The organism is Pseudomonas sp. GW822-FHT07A10 (assembly GCF_058798795.1).
Window position 1 is genome coordinate 117,913 of record NZ_JBXAKV010000017.1, and the last position, 20,533, is coordinate 138,445.

The following is a 20,533-nucleotide window of genomic DNA, read 5'->3' on the forward strand; positions in this document are numbered from 1 at the left end:
GCCATGTTGAAATTTTCTGCCCACGAATATCCCTATCCGTCGCAACGTCAGAGTGTGTTTTCCCGCCGTGGCATGGTCGCGGCTTCACAGCCACTGGCCGCCGAGGCCGGCATCGAAATCATGCGCAACGGCGGCAATGCCATTGATGCCGCGATCGCTACAGCGGCGGTGCTAACGGTAGTTGAACCCACCGGCTGCGGCTTGGGCGGCGACGCTTTTGCTCTGGTCTGGAGCAAAGGCCAATTGCACGGACTGAACGGCAACGGCCAAGCGCCGGCGGCACTGACGATCGATGCAGTCAAGGCGTGTGGTCACGAGCAGATGCCGCTTTATGGCTGGACGCCGGTCACGGTGCCCGGTTGTCCTTCGGCCTGGGCGGAGTTGTCCAGACGGTTCGGCAAGCTGCCCTTTGCCGAGTTGCTGCAGCCCGCGATCAGTTTGGCCCGGGAGGGCTTCCCAGTGTCGCCGGTGGTCGCCCGACAATGGCAGACTGCTCTGGATGAATTCAGTCCCCATCGAGACCCGGTGCTCGACGCCTGGTTCGACACGTTCCTGATTGATGGCCGTGCGCCAAAGGCCGGTGAATTATTCCGCAACCCGGCGCAAGCCCGAACGCTGGAAGAACTGGCGGACAGCGCTTGCGAAAGCCTCTATCGCGGCGCTCTGGCTCAGCGGCTGGATGCCCATTCCCGCGCCACCGGCGGCTACCTGCGAGCCCGCGACCTGCAGGACTATCGCGCCCAATGGGTGGACCCGATCAGCATCAATTACCGCGGCTACGATGTGTGGGAAATCCCTCCAAGCGGGCAAGGATTGGTGGCCCTGATGACCCTGAAAATCCTTCAGGGGTTCGACTTCGATCACCGAGACAGCCAGCAGACCTGGCATCGTCAATTGGAAGCCATGAAGCTGGCCTACAGCGATGGCCTGCATTACATCACCGATCCGCTGCACATGCGTGTGGCGGTGGCTGATCTTCTCAGCGACACCTATAGCAGCCAACGCCGTGAACAGATCGTTGATCAGGCTCAGCAACCTGATCCCGGCGATCCTCACGCCAGCGGTACGGTGTACCTGGCCACGGCAGATGCGCAGGGCAATATGGTGTCCTTCATCCAGAGTAACTACCACGGCTTCGGTTCCGGCGTGGTGCTGCCAGACAGCGGCATCGCCTTGCAGAACCGTGGGCAGGAATTCAGTCTCGACCCTGACCACGCCAACTGCCTGGCACCGGGCAAAAAGACCTTCCACACCATCATTCCTGGTTTCATCAGTAAAGGTGACGCGCCGGTGGGACCGTTCGGCGTCATGGGTGGCTACATGCAGCCCCAAGGCCATGTGCAGATGGTCATGAACCTGGTGGATTTTGGTCTCAATCCCCAAGCGGCGCTGGACGCACCGCGATGGCAATGGCTGGGAGGCATGAAAGTCGGCATCGAGCAGGGGGCGTCGAGGGACTTGGCCGCTTCGCTGGCCCGGCGCGGACATAAGGTTCAGGTCGATTGCGACCTGATCAACTATGGCCGAGGGCAGATCATCATCCGCGACCCGGACACCGGTGTGTTGTGCGGCGGCACCGAGCCGCGGGCCGATTCCCATATTGCTGTGTGGTAACAGGTAGCTGAAAACAAACGAAGACGACTCGGTCTCTTCTGCGTGAAAAATACGCTGTGCATCCGTGCGCGGAACTGATGCACAGCGTGGCCTTGCGTGTGGTCCAGCTTTGTTCGACTGGACGTAGTTGGGGCGCGGTAGGTTCAGTGGAGATTGCTGGGGCTTAGAGGGGCTGCTCGCTCGCATCCCCAGAAACGACAAAGCCCTGAAAACACTTCAAAATCACTGATTGCTAAAGCAATCAGGATCCGAAAGTAGCTCACTCGGTCGAAGGGACGGATGCTTTGCTGCCTAAGCGGATCAGCTCATTGGAAAAACACAGGCCGACGATGATCAGTACTGCCCCTGCGTACAGGCTTTCGCGCGGTACTTCATTGAGCACCACAAACGCCAGCAGCGAGGCGAACAACGGCTCGGTCAGCTCCAGCGCCTGCACTTGGGATGGCTTGAGATATTCGATGGCCTTGGTGGTGCAGAAGAAGCCCAGGATTGTCGGCAGCGCGGCCAGCGCCAGCAGTGCGGCGATCGCCAGCGGCGACAGCTCGCCGATCGCGAAACCATCGGCCGCTGCCGGCATCAGCAGGTACAGGCTGCCAAAGAACAACAATTGCCGCGTGAAGTGCAGCCCCCCCGACACACCCATCCGCTTCATGGCAACCGAAAAGGCCCCATAGCCGCAGCCGGCCATGGAGGCTAGCGCAGCACCTTGTAAGGTAAAGCCCTGCTGCAGGTCGGCGCCGAAGATCACCGCGATCCCAGCGATAGCCAGTGCGGCGCCCACGGTAGCGTTCGCGGTGATGGCATCCTTGAGAAAAATTCGCCCGAGAATGATCGAGGAAATTGAGGCACTGGCCATCAGCACAACCACCACACCTGCTGCAGCGTAATGTCGATAGGCGGACGTTTCGAAGTGGAACAGCACAAAGATGCCAAGGAATGCGCAGATAGCCGCCTGAGTCCATTTGGTCGTCGACGCCGGGCGCTTGAGGAAAAGCAGTAAGATCGAGAGAAGCATGCAACCCAGTACGGTCTTGATGACAGCGACACTGCTGGCGGTGAAGCCATTACTCATGAGTACTTTGCTGAGTACACCGATCGTTGCGTTCAGTGCCGCGGCGGAGAGGGCAAATATGATGCCTTTGCTGAAAGTCGATTGCATTGATGACGATCCCTGTCGCTGATTTGTCGTTCGATAGAATGCCGCCCCACATCGATGGGACGTTTACTCCCATGCATCGCCGTGAAGGAGTGCTGAAGCGGATGGTTGAGGTGATTGCGGGTGGCGAGAAAAACGACTCTGGCCTTGGCAATCATCGGAATATGCTCGGCGAGTTCGATAAATCAAGTCAAGGCCTTGAAGGTAGTCAGATACGGCAACAGCGTTAAGCCACTTACTCCTTCCGGGCAGATTCCGGAGCAGGGATAATGCGCCTTTCCCACCAATCGGGTGAATTAATCGCCCAGCACAAGCAGCCGCCTGGACTCGGCTGCCACCACTACAGGAAGGAGCTTTTACATGTCATACCGGCTTGCCATTTTCGACTTTGACGGCACGCTCGCTGATTCCTTTCCGTTCTTTGTTTCAGTGTTCAACCAGGTTGCTGACAGACACGCATTCAGTCGAATTCACCCGCAAGAGTTGGACTGTCTGCGCAAGCAGGGGGCTCGGGAGATCATGGCTCATATCGGAATGCCTCGCTGGAAGCTGCCTCTGGTGGCGCGAACCTTCATGAGCTTGATGAGGAAACATCGAAGCTCGATCCCACTGTTCAATAACATTGCAAATACCCTTGCCCATCTTGACGAGAGAGGACTGATTCTGGCGGTGGTATCTTCTAATTCCCAAGAAAATATCACGCAAATTTTGGGCTCCAGCTGTCGACATATCCGGGCCTTCGAGTGCGGCGTCTCCATTTTCGGCAAGGCGTCTCGCTTGCGCCGTGTCATGCGCAAATTCGACGTGGCGCCAGAAGACGTTATCTACATCGGCGACCAACCTACGGATGGTGAAGCAGCAGCGACTGCCGGTATCGCCTTTGGTGCGGTCGCCTGGGGATATGGAGCATATGATGCATTCCACAGTCTTCAGTCCCATGAGTGGTTCGCCGATGTGAGCGAATTACGGCGACTGGCAGGAAGTGATACGCACCTTGAGTCATCCGCAAGTTTATAGGCTTGACCATTGAGTGGCGATTTCAGCCGATTCCAACAATCAGCCTCTGGCCGAGAGCTGTCAGCGGTGAGGGGAAACTTTCGACCCAAGGCAGCCATTGAGATCTATGTGTTGTCGCTTTATGTTATTCGTTTTCATGGAGGATTCTGACTGATGGCACGCGTGGGATTGATACTGACACCCGGTTTTGCGGACTGGGAATATGCTTTCATTGCAGGAACCGCATCCCCGTTCTACGGGATCGACGTTAGGTTTTTCGCCTCTACTACGGGGCAGTTCCGCTCGCAGGGTGGATTGGCAGTAACTGTGAATTGCAGCTTGCAACAATGCCTGGACTGGAAACCGGACGTTGTTGTCGTCATCGGTGGAATGATCTGGGAACGTGCAGATGCACCGGATATTCGGGACTTTCTTCATACTAGTCGTTCAAGTGGCGCGACAATTGCCGGTATCTGTGGGGGAACGCTGGCACTTGCGAGAGCCGGGCTTCTCGACACGGTTTCTCATACCTCGAACAGCGCTGACTTTTTACAACAGAATGCCGCAGGTTATGAAGGGTCCTCGCTTTATCGAAGCAGTCCAGTAGCTGTGGTTGCTGACCGCATCATAACTGCGCCAGGTCCTGCTCCCGTTAGCTTTACCTGCGCAGTGTTCGAAGCTGCCGGGTTAACTTCAGATATCATTTCTCAGTTCAGGTCAATGTTGGCAGCGGAACATCGGTGACCGCTTCGACCCTGAAAAAACAGCCAACCAGGTGATGTGCTCGAGTGTCCGCTCTTGGCCGATTCTGTTGAAAAAGTCGGCTTCGGTTTCCACGGCAGAAAAGTACGCGCCTGAGATTGAAGTCTGTGTTTTGGGCAGAAGGTTCAGGACTCGGATTTCGCGTAGCAGCGCGCAAAATAGGCGTTTTCAGCGGTTAGTATGCAGGCCGTCTGGAAGAACCGACTTTTTCAACAGAATCGACCCATAGCGGACGCTCCAGCAGCCAGTCAGATGTGTCTACGAGACCAGAGGGCTATTCAACTTACTGGAAATTGTCTGCCCCCGACCTAGGCAACCTCATTGCGCACTTGACGGCAACTCTTATCCGGTATGGCGTGGCTTACAACCTCCTAACATCAGGCATTAGGTACTTTAAGGTCGAACAACAGCTCATCGGTTGCGCGATCAAAATGGTCGGTAAGGAAATCCAGCAATACACGCACGCGGGGAATCCGGTAACGATTGCCGTGTAATACCGCGTAGACGCCGGCCTCTCGGACACAAAAGTCAGGTAACAGCACCTTCAGTCGTCCAGCACGGATATCGGCTGCCGCATCCCAAATGGTCTTGCGTGCGATGCCATGTCCAGCCAACGCCCATGCGCGCGCGAGGGCGCCGTCGTTGGTTTCCCATGCCTGGCTCATGGGAACGGTGTGGTTCCATTCCTGACCATCCACCACAAAGTGAAAGGTGTTCAATGGACCTGCAGACGTCACCAGCACGATGAACTTGTGGCTAGGCAAGTCAGTAGGGGTTTGGGGTTCACCGTATCGCGCCAGATAATCAGGCGAAGCGCACAGTACTCGCCAGTTGGGAGCCAACTGCCTGGCGATCATCGAGCTGTCATGCGGCTGTCCAAACCGGATTGCCAGATCGACATCGTCCTGCACCAGATTTGACACCGAGTCCGACAACGTCAGTGCGACGTACAGTTCCGGGTGCAATGTACTGAATGTCTCAAGCCAGTCATTTAAAAGATTGCGGCCAAAATCGGCGGATGCGGATATCCGGACCTTGCCACGCACCTCTGTTTGACTGGCTTGAAGCCCAGCTTCCGCCTCATCGATAGCCCGCAATGCGACCCAGCATTGCTGCAAATAAAACCGACCTTCTTCCGTGAGGCGCAACTGACGCGTTGTGCGATCAAACAACTTGGTGCGCAGCGCCGCCTCAAGCTTGATAAGTCGCGCGCTGGCCGCGGCCGGCGACAGCGCCAGTTTGCGCCCTGCGGCAGACAAGCTGCCGAGTGCTGCCGCTTCGACAAACAAACGCATGTCGCCCAATCGGTCAGTAGCCATATTCAATTCAAATTTGATGGTTCATCAAATGGTAGACCAATTATCAAATCCGTAGCAATTCATCACACTCACGTCTCCCATTCCTCTGAGCACAGGTCATGACCGGCAAATCGCAATTTGAAAATGGCTCTTTCACGACATCGGGCAATACCAAATACCTCACTACTGGGCGTCTCCCATTGGCGGCCATGTTGGCGCTGACAATGGGGAGCTTTATCGCCACCGCCAACGAAACGGTGCCAGCAGGACTTTTGCCGCAAATCGCCGAGGCATTTGGTGTGTCGCAAGCGTGGGCTGGTCAGATGGTGACCCTATGTGCACTGGGCTCAGGGTTAGCGGCTATTCCATTGACTCTCGCGTTGCAGGGCTGGCGTCGGCGCTTGGTGCTATTACTGGCTGTCGGGGTGTTTTGCGTCTGTAATGCGGTGACCGCTCTGTCGCCCTGGTTTTCATTGACGCTGGCTGCCCGCTTCATGGTGGGTATCGCAACCGGTCTGGCCTGGAGCCTGCTGGCCGGCTATGCCAGACGATTGGTCGCCCCACAGCAGCACGGTCGCGCAATGGCGCTGGCCATGCTCGGCATCCCTTTGGCACTAGCCCTAGGCGTACCGCTAGGTGCCTGGCTCGGCAAGCTGCTGGGATGGCGTTGTGTGTTCGGGACTCTCTCAGGACTCAGCCTTTTGCTGATGGCCTGGATATATCTGAAAGTGCCTGATTATCCCGGACAACGCTCCGATCGACGCTTGCCGCTACGCAGGGTCCTGCAAACCCCAGGCGTGCGGCCCGTGCTGGCGGTGGTCATGCTCTGGATCCTGGCCCACTACACCCTCTATACCTATATTGCTGCGTTCCTGGCTTCTGTTGGATTGGCCGATCAGATAGATCGGGGCCTCCTTTCATTCGGTATTGCGGCCTTGTTCGGTCTATGGATGATTGGCACGCTGATTGATGACAGGCTTCGGAGTCTGGTACTGCTCAGCCTGACAGCATTCATCCTGGTTTCGTTTGCCCTGGGCTTGGGTGACCTGCCCGTCAGTGCGATCTATATCGGCATCGTCCTGTGGGGGATGAGCTTCGGTGGTGCGCCAACCTTATTGCAAACCTCCTTGGCTGATGTTGCCAGTGACGGCGCCGATATTGCGCAATCAATGTTGGTGACCGTCTTCAATCTGGCGTTTGCAGGCAGTGGTGTGATCGGCGGCATTTTCCTGGAAACATGGGGGGCAGGTGCTATTCCCTGGGTAGCGCTGGCATTGTTGTTACCAGCGTTGTTGATTGTTTCGATAGCCAAGGGGCATGCTTTCAGGCGTTAACTACTGCCGAGGCGTTGAGGATTTATCAACCCTAAGAGGGTGGGCAGAGGTGATGCCACGACGGGATCGTGGCGAGCATGATGATGCACGGTCGGGTGGGAATTATCGAGTCGCGTTGAGTGGCTGCTTCTGGCCCGAAAGCTTCAAAAAAAGCCCGGACTTAGCCGGGCTCGTTAAAAAAAGTTCAGCGCGAATCCACCTCTTTCGCGATCTCGGCGGATGATTTTTCCCTGCGCCTCTGAAGCCAGCTATAGAACGCATGTACCGGATGGAGGACGGCGGTAAGCACGCCAAGCAGCAGGATGATGAAAATGATGATCAGCGGGACGCTTTCGTGCGAGAACATGGTGGGTTACTCCTGTATTCACTATGTCAGAACCCACAGGCTAGACGCATAGAACAATGTTTTTGATGAACGTATATTCATCCTCGGGTGCGTCAATTGTGCTACGGAGAGAGTCGCCAAACTGATTATGAATGTGCTTTGTACGGTGGCTGTGGCGAGGCCGAGATCTACTGCTTAAGCATCAAACTGCGCCATAGGATCACAGTTAGTGCAACAGGCACGACGTCCGTTTGCTGCGCTTCCTGTTTCGGCAACTCTAGTGTCGTCAACTCGCTCAGCCCGGATGAAGAATGCTGGTGTGCTAAAAGTTGCTCGGGCTCTTCGGTCGACTCATCGATAGGTGGCGTAGTCATTTGATCGAAATAACGACCTTGCCTTTGGCTCGTCCCTGCTCGACATACTTCAACGCCTCTGCCGTTGATTCAAAGGGGAAGGCGCGGTCAATCACCGGTTTGATGATGCCGGCCTCAATGAGCGCGGTTATTTGTTGCAGTTGGGCGCCGTTGGCCCGCATGAATACAAACCTGTAGCTGACGTCTTGCTTGCGTGCCTTGCGCCGAATACCGAGGCTCAGCAGGCGCATGACTTGTTGCAATGGCCAGGACAATCCTTGCTCCTGCGCGAACTGCGCAGTGGGTGGCCCTGAGATGGAAATGAGCTGGCCACCTGGCTTGAGCACCTTGAGTGACTTCTCCAGGACATCGGCGCCGAGACTGTTCAACACTACGTCGTAGTCGTGCAAGACACTTTCGAAGTTCTGCTTTTTGTAGTCGATCACCAAATCGGCCCCCAATGCCTTCACCCATTCGACATTCGCAGTGCTGGTGGTTGTAGCGACAAAGGCACCGAGGTGTTTGGCGAGCTGGATGGCGAGGGTGCCGACGCCGCCGGAGCCTGCGTGAATCAGCACTTTCTGACCCTTTTTCAGTTGGGCGATTTCGACCAGCACTTGCCAGGCGGTCAGTGCAACCAAGGGGAGGGACGCTGCTTGTGCCATGCTGGTATTGGCAGGTTTCAGGGCGATCGCGTTCTCGTTCACGGCGATCAATTCGGCGAACGTGCCGATCCGCGCTTCCGGTGGGCGAGCGTACACTTCGTCTCCCGGTTTGAAGCGTGTCACCTTCGAGCCCACCTCAATCACGACGCCTGCCAGATCGTTACCCAGGATCAACGGAAATGAGTAGGGCAGGATCAGTTTGAATTCGCCATTGCTGATCTTCGAATCCAGCACGTTGACGCTGCTGGCGTGTACCTCGATCAAAACGTCGTGGGCACTCGCTGCGGGGGCGGGAGCTTCGCCAATCCGCCCGGGGTTCTTGCCATAGCGATCAATTAGAAATGCTTTCATCGTGGTGCGGCTCTTGTCGGTTGTAAGGAGGGTAGCCGGTGCGTTGCTGCGTTGCTGCGCCGCGTTGTCAGGCATCGAGGAACGCCTGCGCCTTGGCCACAAAGTCAACGTGGTGTTGGAAAATACCGCCGTGCCCGGCATCCTCATAAATCACCAGTTGTGCGTTGGGGATACGCTTTGCCAGTGCACTCGAGTTAACGCTGGGCACCATGATGTCGTTGTCGCCGTTGACGATCAGCGTCGGCGTCCGCAAGCGCCCGAGGTCTTGCGGCGGCTGTTTGCCCCACGCGGTGATGGCTTTCAACTGCCGCAGGAAAGCGCTGGGCGTCGGGCCCTTGTCGCGATTTTTTTTGCGTGCTTTCAGGCGCTGTAAATACAGCGAGGCGGATCGACGGCCATTGGGCGTCGAAGTAAAAAACAGGTAGAACTTCGGATCGCGCCAGGTCAGCAAGCCTTTGAGCATCAATGGCCATGTCACCGAGCCTACCTTGTCGATACCGCTGCCGCCGGCTGGTCCGGTGCCGGTCAAAATCAAACGCCGAACCAAATTAGGTGCCTTCAGGGCGATGTCCTGAGCGACGAAGCCGCCGAGGGAGAAACCGAGCACATCAACGGTTTCCAACCCCAGCGCATGAATCAGCTGGATGGCATCGTCAGCCATTTCGCCGACGGTCAGTGGTGCGCTTCCACCAGAGCCGCCGATGCCGCGATAGTCGGTGGTAATGACGCGTCTGGTTTGTGCAAGGCCATCGATGATCGCGGGGTCGAAGTTGTCCAGCACCGCGCCCCAATGGTTGAACAGTACGAGGGGCACACCGGTTGCTGGGCCGGTATCGCGATAGGCAAAGGGAATGCCGTTGACCGTGATCGACTGGTTCGTCGCGTTGATGAACGACGTCTGTGAACCCGAGGGCGTACTTGTCTGCGTTGAATTCATTGCTACTCCGGACAGTGGCCGGGTTCGATGCAGTGCCCTGCGCCTGCATCGAATCCGGCGCGAATGCTCGCTACCAAAAGATCACGGTTGGGGCTGGTAGCGCTGGGCGACTGCAGACTGGCGGATTTGCCCCAGCAGGCCCTGACGTGCGCTCTGCAGCTCATCCCAGCGTTCCGCTTCGTGCAGCGGCGGGATGGTCACCGGTTCGCGACGATCAAAACCGACCAGGGCGGCATCCACCAGATCGCCCACTTCCATGATTTCGCTCAAGGTGTTGATGTCGACGCCGGAGCGATCCCAGATTTCCGTGCGGGTGGCGGCGGGCAGCACGGCCTGCACGTAGACGCCCTGAGGCGAAAGTTCCAGGCTCAGGCCCTGGGAAAGGAACAGCACAAATGCCTTGGTCGCACCGTAGACCGTCATGCCGAACTCCGGCGCGAGGCCCACCACTGAACCGATGTTGATGATCGCGCCGTCGCCTGCCTTGGCCAGGCGTGGGGCGATGGCGCTGGCGAGCCGCACCAGCGCCGTGGTGTTGAGGGCGACCAGTTGCGCAACGCTGTCGGTGCTTTGGTCGATGAAGTTACCGGACAGCGCGGCGCCGGCGTTATTGACGAGGATGCCGATGCGGGCGTCGTCGCGCAGGCGGCTTTCAACGGTTGTCAGATCGCTGAGTTGGGTCAGGTCCGCCGCAATGACATCGACGGCGACGTCGTGTTCGCTGCGCAAGCGCGCTGCGAGTGCATCCAGGCGCGCCTGATCGCGGGCGACCAGTACCAGATCGTGGCCGCGTTGCGCGAAGCGCTCGGCGTAGACCGCGCCAATGCCGGTGGAGGCGCCAGTGATGAGAACAGTAGGGCGAGTGCTCATGGGGTATCTCTCTTTCAGGATGTGTGAAACAGAAAGCGCGATCACTGATGGCTCAGCTTGCGGTGGCGCTCGATTCAGCCAATGTCGGGTAGTCGATGTAGCCAGCCGCACCGCCGCCATAGAGGGTGGCGGGATTGAACGCGGACAATGGCGCGCCACGTTTGAGGCGCTCCACCAGATCCGGATTGCCAATGAACGGGCGACCGAAGGCGATCAGGTCGGCCTGGTCTTCAGAGAGCCTCGAAGTCGCCAGCTCCAGGTCATAGCCGTTGTTAGCGATGTAGGTGTTTTTGAAGCGCTGGCGCAGAGCGCCGAAATCGAAGGGCGCCACGTTGCGCGGGCCACCGGTCGCACCTTCGACCACGTGCAGATAAACCACGTCGAGGGCGTCGAGTTGTTCAGCGACGTAATCGAATTGCGCCTGCGGATCGCTGCTGGATACGCCATTGGCCGGCGAAACCGGAGACAGGCGCACACCGGTGCGATCCGCGCCGATTTCATTGATGACGGCCGTCGTCACTTCGAGCAACAGACGTGCACGATTTTCAATCGAACCACCGTAAGCATCGGTACGCAGATTGGCGCTGTCCTTGAGAAATTGATCCAGCAAATAGCCGTTTGCACCGTGAATCTCCACACCATCGAACCCAGCGGCGATAGCGTTGGACGCAGCCTGGCGGAAATCGGCGACGATCCCCGGCAGTTCGCTGATGTCCAGTGCGCGCGGCTCGGAGACGTCTTCAAAACGGTTGTTGACGAACACTTTGGTGGCGGCGCGCAGTGCAGAAGGGGCCACAGGAGCAGCGCCGTTTTCTTGCAGATCAACATGCGACACACGGCCGACATGCCACAGTTGCAGGAAGATTTTTCCGCCCTTGGCGTGGACGGCATCGGTCACGGTGCGCCAGCCGTCTATCTGCGCCTGCGTGTAGATCCCGGGGGTGTCCTGATAGCCCTGGCCCTGTCGGGAAATCTGCGTGGCTTCGCTGATCAGCAGGCCGGCGCTGGCGCGTTGGCTGTAATAGGTGGCCGCGAACTCGCTGGGGACGAAGCCCTGGCCTGCGCGGTTACGTGTCAGCGGCGCAAGGACTACCCGGTTCGACAGCGTTAGGCTGCCAAGGGTGTAAGGGGTGAACAGATTCTGATTGGTCATCTGGTGTTTCTTCCGTGCCCGTTGATGGAGATCGGTGTTGCGTGCAATTAGGATGATGATCGAAATCTAAACTGTCAACAGTTTTGATTATGACCAGCATCTATGTATGATTGGACGCATGATTTCCCGGTAAACACGAGGTATTGCACGTGAGAGTGACCAAGGCCCAGGCGCAGGCCAATCGAGAGCACATCGTTGAAACGGCCTCAGAGCTGTTCCGTGAGCGCGGCTTTGACGGCGTCGGTGTGGCGGATCTCATGGCGGCTGCCGGTTTCACCCATGGAGGCTTCTACAAGCACTTCGGGTCGAAGGCCGACCTGATGGCCGAAGCCTCGGCCTGCAGTCTTGCCAAATCGCTGACAGGCGCCCAAGCGCTCGATGTTCCGGGCTTCATCAACGTCTATGTGACCCGAGAACATCGGGACGGACGTGGCAGCGGTTGCACTATGGCTGCGTTGTGCGGCGACGCGGCGCGTCAATCGGATGATGTGAAAACGACATTTGCCGAAGGCATTGAACACACCCTGCAAACGCTGGGAGAGAAATATCCGACGGGACCGGATGCCGAGGCGGGAGAGGGGAGAAAGAAAATGATCGACCTGCTGTCTCGTGCTGTCGGCGCGATTATTTTGTCGCGTGCCTGTCCGGATGATTCTGCACTCGCGGATGAGATCCTTGAGGTTTGTCGCGCTGAAATGTTGGCTTCGTTGCCGGTCGATGAAGTTGAACCGGTGTTGAAGGAAGATTAATTCAAAGCGTGAACCGCCTATCCGCGCGATCAAAATACGCTACACAGTTTTTTGACCCATTTGATTTGAGCGGGATTTGTAGAAAACCAGCTAAGAAATTTAGCTATATATTAGTTTTACTATCCTCTTTGCGGTCAGTCATGCGTCGTCTGAATAAGGAAACTTCTATGACTACTGCACATGTTTTTATCGCCATCAGTCTAGATGGCTATATCGCCAGGTCCGACGGTGACATTGACTGGCTATTGCAGCGCGATGATCAGAGTGAGGATCACGGCTACCTGGGCTTCATCGCCGATAAGGATGCTATCGTGATGGGGAGGGGGAGCTATGAGAAAGTGCTGACCTTCGACACTTGGTTCTACAACCTGCCAGTAATCGTGTTGTCTCAACAGTTGGCCGATTCACAGGTGCCTAATGCGCTAGAGGGAAAAGTGCGTTTTTCCAACCTCACTCCTTCAGACCTGCTGGCGGAACTGGCGAGGCAAGGTGTGCATCGAGTCTATGTCGATGGCGGGCAATTGGTGCAGTCATTCCTGCGTGACGGGTTAGTCGCCGATATGGTGATCACCACTGTTCCCGTGCTGATTGGGTCGGGAAGACCATTGTTCGGGGCCCTTACGCAGGACATTGAATTGAAGCTAGTAAATAGCCGATGCTTTCCTTCCGGTCTAGTGCAGTCAACCTATCAGTTGGCTCCTTGATTTTCCGGAGCGAGGCCCGATCCAAAAACGAGGGTGAGATGGCATCTCGTCCACGGTACTGTCGTCTAAATGACCACTTCTGGTCGGTTTCTGCCTGTCGCTAAGGCTGCAACCGACCCATATCGGCCTGTCGCGACTCAGCGGTTTGTGCCCTCCAGTATCCCAGTGCACCTGAACCCGATACAAAAAGAACGGGGCGTTAAATGCCCAAATACTCAACTTAGACAGATCTACGTTTGGATTTTCTTTGCGCTATAACACATCGTGAGGCCTGAATCCAGTAATTGTGGCATTACCATACTTACTGATAACTCGACTAATTGTTTAGCTAAGTTATAGCCAAGTTTTATATTTAAGGGCCAGGACCCGCAAAAAATTACAGCGGTTACAGCGGTTACAGCGGTTACAGCGGTTACAGCGGTTACAGCGGGCACCAGGGATCACCACCATTGGCACTTTCCAGTATCTTCGGAAAATTGCGCGCAAAGCTCCAGCCGGAGGCTACGGCGGTCATAGTGGTTTGGCAGGCCGGTTTCTTTTCCGAGACTACGACATTCATATAGAACTGGTTGCCATAGATCGTCGGCGCCCAGAGCACCATGTCGCTTCGCTCTTTATACCGGTCAACTTTTAACTGAATAGTGTTGACGAGGGTGCCGCCGGTTGTGAGTGAAGTTACTTGCGGATGAAAGCAGTGATTCAAATAGCCTTGCACACGTTCTTCGACTACGGAACGTTCCTGCGCCAAACAATATTCGGGACTGGCTACGCCCGTGTTAAACAATTCGTCCTTCGTGTATGGATGCAGCGAGCAGCCGCTGAGCAGCAGAAAAACGATCCCTGTGAGCTTTTTGTACATCGGTGAAGTTCCTAGAGTGCTGGGTTGAATGCAGGATATGCGAACAACTGGATTTGATGGGCGATGCTAAAAAGCCACCATCATAGCGTTGGCTGTCGATTCTAGCTATGGCTTTTAAAATCTGATCACAGAGTCCCTGCCCTTAAGAAGATTCGCATTGTATCGATGCCGTTACGGTAGCTTTTCCATCGCTATCGACGAATTTAGCACCGGATAATCGCGCAGTCCCGGCGCTGAATTTAGCCATAACGTCCATTGTGCGTGACGTTATCACTTCCACCTCTCTGGGGGAGACACCCCATAACCTGCTTTTGGTCGTTGGTCGGTTCTAGCCGGTAGCCACAGGCGGAAACCGGCCAGAAGCAGACAAAACCGTGGCAAATGGGCAGCATGGGCCGCTATGCTGAGTCCTCGCAAAGTATTGAGCTTGCCGTCACCAATAAGAATGTCAGTAATCAGGATAGTCACATGCATCACATCATCGGTTTATACATCTCGAAAAAAACAGAGCAATTGTGGCGGCTAGAGTCTCAAGACCAAATTGTTTTCAGATCTGATTGCTTTCATTCGCTTGGTTATTTTTACCTGATAGCTCCTGCTTTTGAAAAATATGCTCAAAGAGATGCAGGGATAAGCATTACGTCAATGAACGTAAAATTTTGCCTCAGAAGTGACGATCTAAATAACGCGATGGAAATTTTGAATAATTTCGAAATGGCGCTATATCGGCGACCCACAAGCTGGCGGGAATATCTAGGTGAAACTCAGTACCCCAGGCAACCACGGCGGCCAATTCAAGCGCTGTTATTCAGGGAGCGACTATCTCGACTCGTCCACAAGCTGCGAGCGTTAGTGCTTAAAGCTCAAGCCCTGGACGCGGGCCTTGTGTATGGGAATGGGGTCTGTTACCGCTCTCTGCGCGGTATAAAATTGCCGCCCGGTACTGTTGTGTATTCTTAAATCTTGGTTAACGGTACAAGCCTTTCTTTTTGCTCGGGACGTGATAGAGCTCGCCCCTCAATCAAACCAGATTATTTACTACGAAAAATTATATGAAAAAGCTAAGTAACGATTTCAGTGGGGCACTCCGAACATTTGCATACTTCATGGCAAGTGGAACTCACTACATGCTAAAAAACGTGGAGTACCTAGACGTTTATGGCTCAGAACCAAGTGCAATCGAGATGGTGTTCGCAATATTTGCGAACGTGATAGAAATGGACAGTGAAGGGAATGTGCTCAATTTCACCCACGCCCAAAAGAGAGCGACTGACTACCTAAGGTCCTACTGCGACTCATCTTTCAAAGTGACGCCACCTCTTGAAGACTGGGAAACCGAACTTTATGGGCCGCCCCCACTCGGACGCTAAGAGCGGGCTTTAATCTGTTGCGAAAAAAACACATATTGGAAATTTCTCCCTCTTTACTGAACGACCACTCCTGGCCGATTCTGTTGAAAAAGTCGGCCATGGTTTGCGCATCAAAAAAGTACGCGTCCGAGATTGAAATCTTTACTTTGGACAGAGGCTTCCGGACTCGGATTTCACGTAGCAGCGTGCAAAAGAGGTGTTTTAGCCCATCAATATTCGAACGTTTTGGGCAATCCGACTTTTTCAACAGAATCGGCCGATTGCTGCCTGTTGAGATGGGCTGAAATCGCCCCCAGACTGCCATCGACGACTCAGCTTATGGCGTGCGTAGAATAGCGGCTTCCCCATTTTCAAAGGAATGATCCAGTGATCACTTGCCACGTCAGGTATGTAATCGATCCCTACCAGCTCCCGGCTTTCGAAAGCTATTCTCGCCATTGGATTCGTGTGGTGACCCGTATGGGAGGAAACCACCATGGCTACTTTCTACCAGCGGAAGGCGCCAACAACATCGCTTACTGTCTATTCAGCTTTTCCAGCCTGGCAGATTATGAGCAGTATCGTAGGGAGGCCGGAGTTGATCCGGAGTGTGTTCAATTGGTGACGCAGGCTACCGAGCAAAAATTCATCCTGAGCTATGAGCGCAGTTTCCTTCGTCCCATTCTGGATTGAACTGACGTGTTTTCGGCCGCACGCGGGCCACCAAAGAGGCTGCTTTTGGCTGGCTGATAGCAGTCATTTTCAGCCAAGGAAAAGTAGCCGTCGTCACTCCGGTGCCATCGGGACTGTGAGCGTAAGCTTGATGAACTCCTCGTTCTTGTCGATGGTGTCCAAGGCGCCACGCAAAGTGTCGGTGGGCATCAGCCGAGCCATGAGCCTCGACCCAGTTGGAACGCTCCAGGATGGCGGCTTCGAGAGCGAGTTGATTTTCGTTGATCTTGTATGGCAGGGAGGGGAGAAGGTTTGAATTGTGGCATCGCTAATCCTCGGTTTTAAGGACAGCGTAGCATCGCGTTACATGAAGGATTTTTAACGATCGGCAGGACGCCGGAGGAGGGGGGCAGCTGCCGAGTTCTGGAACACGTCAATAATAGTTATGGAACACATGCCCAACGGCGAGATTGCCGCCAACCCCCAGAAACGACAAAGCCCTGAAAAATCAGGGCTTTGTCGTATAAAGATGGCGGAGGCGATGGGATTCGAACTCATGGACCTGTTACAGTCGACGGTTTTCAAGACCGTTGCCTTAAACCACTCGGCCACACCTCCGTTTGCGTTGCGGGCGCCATAATACCTGAATGAAACACACTGTCAAACTCTCTGCATAGCTTGTTACAGAGCGTCTGTTATGATCTTTGCGACTGAACGTTTCAAACCAACAGGAGTGTCGCCATGCGCGAACAGGATTACGCAGTTAATAACAGCGTGCAGGCTGAGCAGCTAGAGGTTAGCCGCGTCCTGCGCAACACTTACGGCCTACTCGCCCTCACCCTCGCATTCAGCGGCGTGATGGCGTTTGTCGCACAGCAGATGCGTGTCGGTTACCCGAACGTCTTCGTGGTGCTGATCGGCTTCTACGGCCTTTTCTTCCTCACCAACAAACTCCGTGACTCGGCGTGGGGCCTGGTTTCTGCGTTCGCGCTGACCGGTTTCATGGGTTTCCTGCTCGGCCCGATCCTCAACCGTTACCTGGGCATGCAGGGCGGCGCGGAAGTGGTCAGCTCGGCCTTCGCGATGACCGCGCTGGTGTTCGGCGGCCTGTCGGCTTATGTACTGATCACCCGTAAGGACATGAGCTTCCTCGGCGGTTTCATCACAGCCGGTTTCTTCGTGCTGCTGGGTGCGACGCTGGCGAGCTTCTTCTTCAAGATCAGCGGTCTGCAACTGGCGATCAGCGCAGGTTTCGTGCTGTTCTCCTCGGTCTGCATTCTGTTCCAGACCAGCGCCATCATTCACGGCGGCGAGCGTAACTACATCATGGCGACCATCAGCCTGTATGTATCGATCTACAACCTGTTCGTCAGCTTGCTGCAGCTGTTCGGCATCATGGGCCGCGATGATTGATCGCCAGCCTTGAGTAAAAAACCCGCTTCGGCGGGTTTTTTTTGTCTGGGAATCAGGGCGCCCAAGGCTATTCGGTAATGACAATACTGCCATCGGCCTGCTGCCGATAAATGGTGTAGGGCAGGAGCATGGTGTCGATAGCGCCGGAAATGACTACGTCGATCAGCACAAAAGGCGTGCCATTGTCGTACTTGTACTCATCGATGCCTGGGCCTGGAGTCGCATGCAGGCGGCAAAAGTCATAAGTCACGCCGCTATAGATCCGTGGAACCGCACCGCAGTAGGTTTTCTGTTCCTTGAGGCTTTTTGCCGCTGCTTCGTCGCTGCGCACCACTGTCTGGAATGTACCGCAGCCTGCAAGCATCACCGCCGCCGCCAGTAACATGGCCTCAGTTTTCATACCGCCAATCCTTCGCCGGAAAAAACACTAATCTACGCCTTTGCGAACCAAACAGCACTCACGCCATCGGTGGCAGCCGGCGCTTGATCGGGGTTTTCTTGACGATGGCGGTGTTGGTTTCGGCGTGGGTGTTGAGGCGGTCGAGGAGGGTGTCCAGTTGTTCCATCGAGCGCACATGCAGGCGGGCGATGAAGCAGTCGTCGCCGGTGACTTTGTCGCACTCGGTGAATTCGGGAATCGCCTGAATCTGCCGTTCCACTTCCTGCAATTGCCCCGGCAACGGGCGGATGCGGACGATGGCCTGGAGTTGGTAGCCGAAGCATTTAGGGTCGATTTCGACGGTATAGCCCTTGAGTACGCCGCGTTCTTCGAGGCGGCGCAGGCGCTCGGCAACGCTGGGCGAGGACAGGCCGCTGATCTGTGCCAGGGCTTTGAGCGAGCGGCGGGAGTCTTCCATCAATGCGCTGATCAGCACTTGGTCGATGTCGTCGGTCATGGGAATCCCCTGTTAGGCAATCGGCTGGATAAGCCTTGATAAAAAAGGCAGATGCCGAGTTTAGCCTGCTTTTTGCTCTGGAGAAGCCCCTCGGCGGATTGGCATACTTTGGCCTCAAACACAGGAGGTTGATGATGGACAGAACACTACGTCGCGGCTCATTCGAGATGACCGCCGCCATGCTGATTTCCGGGACCATTGGCTGGTTCGTGCTGGTGTCCGGGCAACCGGTGCTGGACGTGGTGTTCTGGCGCTGCGTGTTCGGTGCCGCCACCTTGTTGCTGATCTGCGCGGCGTTCGGCTTTCTGCGCCCTGGCATTTTGACGTCCACTACCTTCTTGTTGGCCGTACTGAGTGGTGTGGCGATTGTCGGTAACTGGGTGCTGTTGTTCGCGTCCTATTCGCGCGCCTCGATTGCCATCGGCACGGCGGTTTATAACGTCCAGCCGTTCATGTTGGTGGGGCTGGCCGCGCTGTTTCTCGGGGAGAAAATCACCCTGCAAAAACTGTTCTGGCTGGGCATTTCGTTTCTCGGGATGCTGGCGATTGTCAGCGCACATGGCGAACAAGGCGAGGGTGGCAACGATTACCTGATGGGGATCGCTCTGGCCTTGGGTGCTGCCTTCCTGTACGCGATTGCCGCGTTGATCATCAAGCGTCTGACCGGCACGCCACCGCATCTGATCGCGTTGGTCCAGGTCTGCACCGGCGTGCTATTGCTCGCACCCTTTGCGCATTTTTCGGCGCTGCCGCAAGCACCCAGTGCCTGGGCCAGCCTGGTGACGCTGGGTATCGTGCATACCGGCTTGATGTATGTGCTGCTCTACGGAGCAATTCAAAAGCTGCCGACCGCCCTGACCGGCGCGTTATCGTTCATCTATCCGATTGCGGCGATTTTCGTGGACTGGTTTGCCTTTGGCCATCGCCTGGAGCCGCTGCAATGGATCGGTGTCGCCGCGATTCTGCTGGCCGCCGCAGGGATGCAACAGGGTTGGGGCCTGAAGCTGCGGCGGGTGGCTACACAATAAACGGCCTCTCAGATGTTCCAGCGCGGTGCGGTTTTTGCCAGACGCTGGCGCATCTCGCCGATGTTCGCGGTCAATTGTCGGGTCAGCAATCGGTAGCCATCCAGCGGACTGTAGACCGGCATATCAAGCGTAGAGTCCAATGGCGGTTCGGCTGGCCGGCTGAGCCGTTGTGAAACGCCCGATTTCAATGCCCGAGCCATACCGATCAGTTGCACCCGGATCTGTCGATGCTCGGTTTTCAATGCCGATTGCAGATGGGCCATTGCCTCAGAGTCATCGGCATTCGGCCGGCTATTGCCGAGGATCTCCAGGATGCTGACGCACATCCGCAGATTGCGCTGAATCGCATCGAGTTCGGTCATGGAAACCCGCACTTCCTTGGACACCGAGGGCATCAGTGAGCGCAGTTGCACCATGACTGCGTTCAAGCGATTCATGAGCTTCAGGTGCTCGTCAGCGGCGACGGACTCGCCGTTGATGATACGGCCGTAGATTGCCGCGCAGTCGCGCAATGCATCGGCCAGGTTGTAGCGCCAGGAGTACACCGCGTACAGCGGCAGGGCGAAGGAGAAAGCCAGTGCCAGGGCGATGCCGATCAGAATATCCACCCCGCGCCACAGGCCATCGGTGACCGGGTTGTCACCGTGCCCCGCAACGATAAACACGGTGATCGCCGACAGCAGCGCCGTATAACCACCCTTGCCGATGGCGTGGTACGAGAAAAATCCGCACACCACCGACATTGCGAAATAGGTCAGCCACGGCATCCCGAGCCAGGCCTGTTGCGCCACCAGCAACAAGCCGACACCGGCCCCGATCAAGGTGCCGATGGCTCGCTCGGCGGCTTTTTTGCCGATATTACCGTGGTGCTGCAAGCCGCCGATCACCACCAGCATGGTCACCGACGCCCATTCGCCGTGGGGCAGATGGATGCCAGTGGTCAGCAGAATCGTCGCCAGCAACCCCAACGAAACCCGCACCGCATGGATCAGTTTGGCGTGGCGGTAGCGCCGGTACGGGTCCAGCAATGGACGCAGTATTCGGCGCAA

General features: G+C 56.1%; 23 protein-coding genes, 1 tRNA gene and 1 pseudogene. 12 read left to right on the top strand and 13 right to left on the bottom strand.

Annotation, left to right across the window (positions count from 1 at the left end; genetic code table 11):
- Window positions 1-3: 3 nt before the first annotated feature.
- The gene (locus AC1RL4_RS24710; protein ID WP_230172056.1) at window positions 4-1,614 is read left to right on the top strand and encodes a gamma-glutamyltransferase family protein; all 1,611 of its coding nucleotides are present in this window, start codon (window positions 4-6) and stop codon (window positions 1,612-1,614) included.
- Window positions 1,615-1,873: 259 nt separating this feature from the next.
- Here the strand turns inward: AC1RL4_RS24710 and AC1RL4_RS24715 are convergent, their stop codons facing one another.
- Window positions 1,874-2,773, bottom strand: a complete 900-nt coding sequence (locus tag AC1RL4_RS24715; protein WP_230172060.1) for a DMT family transporter — start codon at window positions 2,771-2,773, stop codon at window positions 1,874-1,876.
- A 2-nt stretch (window positions 2,774-2,775) separates the two neighbouring features.
- On the opposite strand from AC1RL4_RS24715, the gene AC1RL4_RS24720 reads away from it, so the two are divergent.
- The 3 genes from AC1RL4_RS24720 (at window position 2,776) to AC1RL4_RS24730 (ending at window position 4,510) form a co-directional block, all read left to right on the top strand.
- Entirely contained in the window at window positions 2,776-3,000 is a 225-nt protein-coding gene (locus tag AC1RL4_RS24720; protein WP_032831163.1) for a hypothetical protein, read from the top strand.
- A gap of 130 nt (window positions 3,001-3,130) precedes the next feature.
- Window positions 3,131-3,787 (top strand): HAD hydrolase-like protein, encoded by a 657-nt coding sequence (locus tag AC1RL4_RS24725; protein WP_019578439.1) that lies wholly within the window; start codon window positions 3,131-3,133, stop codon window positions 3,785-3,787.
- A 153-nt stretch (window positions 3,788-3,940) separates the two neighbouring features.
- Window positions 3,941-4,510, top strand: a complete 570-nt coding sequence (locus tag AC1RL4_RS24730) for a DJ-1/PfpI family protein (RefSeq protein ID WP_096480626.1) — start codon at window positions 3,941-3,943, stop codon at window positions 4,508-4,510.
- A gap of 395 nt (window positions 4,511-4,905) precedes the next feature.
- Here the strand turns inward: AC1RL4_RS24730 and AC1RL4_RS24735 are convergent, their stop codons facing one another.
- Entirely contained in the window at window positions 4,906-5,847 is a 942-nt protein-coding gene (locus AC1RL4_RS24735) for a LysR family transcriptional regulator (RefSeq protein ID WP_064618400.1), read from the bottom strand.
- 98 nt (window positions 5,848-5,945) lie between these two features.
- Between AC1RL4_RS24735 and AC1RL4_RS24740 the strand changes: the two genes are divergently transcribed.
- A complete protein-coding gene (locus tag AC1RL4_RS24740) occupies window positions 5,946-7,160 on the top strand; it encodes an MFS transporter (protein ID WP_096480624.1) in 1,215 nt (404 codons plus the stop codon).
- Window positions 7,161-7,344: 184 nt separating this feature from the next.
- Here AC1RL4_RS24740 and AC1RL4_RS24745 read toward each other — a convergent pair whose 3' ends face one another.
- The 5 genes from AC1RL4_RS24745 to AC1RL4_RS24765 form a co-directional block, all read right to left on the bottom strand.
- Window positions 7,345-7,506 (bottom strand): hypothetical protein, encoded by a 162-nt coding sequence (locus AC1RL4_RS24745; RefSeq protein WP_172901197.1) that lies wholly within the window; start codon window positions 7,504-7,506, stop codon window positions 7,345-7,347.
- Between the two features lie 349 nt (window positions 7,507-7,855).
- Window positions 7,856-8,854, bottom strand: coding sequence for an NADP-dependent oxidoreductase (locus AC1RL4_RS24750; RefSeq protein WP_096481678.1), 999 nt, complete (start codon window positions 8,852-8,854; stop codon window positions 7,856-7,858).
- A gap of 67 nt (window positions 8,855-8,921) precedes the next feature.
- On the bottom strand, window positions 8,922-9,791 hold the full coding sequence (locus tag AC1RL4_RS24755; RefSeq protein ID WP_096480622.1) for an alpha/beta fold hydrolase: 870 nt from the start codon (window positions 9,789-9,791) through the stop codon (window positions 8,922-8,924).
- A gap of 81 nt (window positions 9,792-9,872) precedes the next feature.
- On the bottom strand, window positions 9,873-10,661 hold the full coding sequence (locus AC1RL4_RS24760; protein ID WP_096480621.1) for an SDR family NAD(P)-dependent oxidoreductase: 789 nt from the start codon (window positions 10,659-10,661) through the stop codon (window positions 9,873-9,875).
- A gap of 52 nt (window positions 10,662-10,713) precedes the next feature.
- Window positions 10,714-11,814: an alkene reductase gene (locus AC1RL4_RS24765; RefSeq protein ID WP_096480620.1), complete on the bottom strand. Its 1,101-nt coding sequence runs from the start codon at window positions 11,812-11,814 to the stop codon at window positions 10,714-10,716.
- Window positions 11,815-11,963: 149 nt separating this feature from the next.
- Here AC1RL4_RS24765 and AC1RL4_RS24770 point away from each other — a divergent pair, with 149 nt between their 5' ends.
- Entirely contained in the window at window positions 11,964-12,563 is a 600-nt protein-coding gene (locus AC1RL4_RS24770; protein ID WP_172901196.1) for a TetR/AcrR family transcriptional regulator, read from the top strand.
- Between the two features lie 167 nt (window positions 12,564-12,730).
- The gene (locus AC1RL4_RS24775; protein WP_096480618.1) at window positions 12,731-13,267 is read left to right on the top strand and encodes a dihydrofolate reductase family protein; all 537 of its coding nucleotides are present in this window, start codon (window positions 12,731-12,733) and stop codon (window positions 13,265-13,267) included.
- Between the two features lie 421 nt (window positions 13,268-13,688).
- Here the strand turns inward: AC1RL4_RS24775 and AC1RL4_RS24780 are convergent, their stop codons facing one another.
- Window positions 13,689-14,126, bottom strand: coding sequence for a hypothetical protein (locus AC1RL4_RS24780; RefSeq protein WP_230172061.1), 438 nt, complete (start codon window positions 14,124-14,126; stop codon window positions 13,689-13,691).
- 468 nt (window positions 14,127-14,594) lie between these two features.
- Between AC1RL4_RS24780 and AC1RL4_RS24785 the strand changes: the two genes are divergently transcribed.
- The 3 genes from AC1RL4_RS24785 (at window position 14,595) to AC1RL4_RS24795 (ending at window position 16,168) form a co-directional block, all read left to right on the top strand.
- Complete coding sequence (locus tag AC1RL4_RS24785; RefSeq protein WP_096481676.1) at window positions 14,595-15,086, top strand: hypothetical protein; 492 nt, start codon at window positions 14,595-14,597, stop codon at window positions 15,084-15,086.
- Between the two features lie 92 nt (window positions 15,087-15,178).
- Complete coding sequence (locus tag AC1RL4_RS24790; RefSeq protein ID WP_073638595.1) at window positions 15,179-15,496, top strand: DUF7677 family protein; 318 nt, start codon at window positions 15,179-15,181, stop codon at window positions 15,494-15,496.
- A gap of 366 nt (window positions 15,497-15,862) precedes the next feature.
- Window positions 15,863-16,168, top strand: a complete 306-nt coding sequence (locus tag AC1RL4_RS24795) for an NIPSNAP family protein (RefSeq protein ID WP_018927614.1) — start codon at window positions 15,863-15,865, stop codon at window positions 16,166-16,168.
- 93 nt (window positions 16,169-16,261) lie between these two features.
- Here AC1RL4_RS24795 and AC1RL4_RS24800 read toward each other — a convergent pair.
- Window positions 16,262-16,445 (bottom strand): annotated as a pseudogene (locus AC1RL4_RS24800) (hypothetical protein).
- A gap of 232 nt (window positions 16,446-16,677) precedes the next feature.
- Window positions 16,678-16,765, bottom strand: a tRNA-Ser gene (locus AC1RL4_RS24805).
- 123 nt (window positions 16,766-16,888) lie between these two features.
- Here AC1RL4_RS24805 and AC1RL4_RS24810 point away from each other — a divergent pair.
- A complete protein-coding gene (locus tag AC1RL4_RS24810; RefSeq protein WP_007941789.1) occupies window positions 16,889-17,560 on the top strand; it encodes a Bax inhibitor-1/YccA family protein in 672 nt (223 codons plus the stop codon).
- A gap of 67 nt (window positions 17,561-17,627) precedes the next feature.
- Here AC1RL4_RS24810 and AC1RL4_RS24815 read toward each other — a convergent pair whose 3' ends face one another.
- Window positions 17,628-17,960, bottom strand: coding sequence for a YceK/YidQ family lipoprotein (locus AC1RL4_RS24815; RefSeq protein ID WP_230172066.1), 333 nt, complete (start codon window positions 17,958-17,960; stop codon window positions 17,628-17,630).
- 58 nt (window positions 17,961-18,018) lie between these two features.
- A complete protein-coding gene (locus tag AC1RL4_RS24820) occupies window positions 18,019-18,456 on the bottom strand; it encodes an Lrp/AsnC family transcriptional regulator (RefSeq protein ID WP_007941786.1) in 438 nt (145 codons plus the stop codon).
- A 134-nt stretch (window positions 18,457-18,590) separates the two neighbouring features.
- On the opposite strand from AC1RL4_RS24820, the gene AC1RL4_RS24825 reads away from it, so the two are divergent.
- On the top strand, window positions 18,591-19,484 hold the full coding sequence (locus AC1RL4_RS24825) for a DMT family transporter (RefSeq protein WP_028940973.1): 894 nt from the start codon (window positions 18,591-18,593) through the stop codon (window positions 19,482-19,484).
- Window positions 19,485-19,492: 8 nt separating this feature from the next.
- Here AC1RL4_RS24825 and AC1RL4_RS24830 read toward each other — a convergent pair whose 3' ends face one another.
- Entirely contained in the window at window positions 19,493-20,512 is a 1,020-nt protein-coding gene (locus AC1RL4_RS24830; protein WP_028940972.1) for an FUSC family protein, read from the bottom strand.
- Window positions 20,513-20,533: the final 21 nt, after the last annotated feature.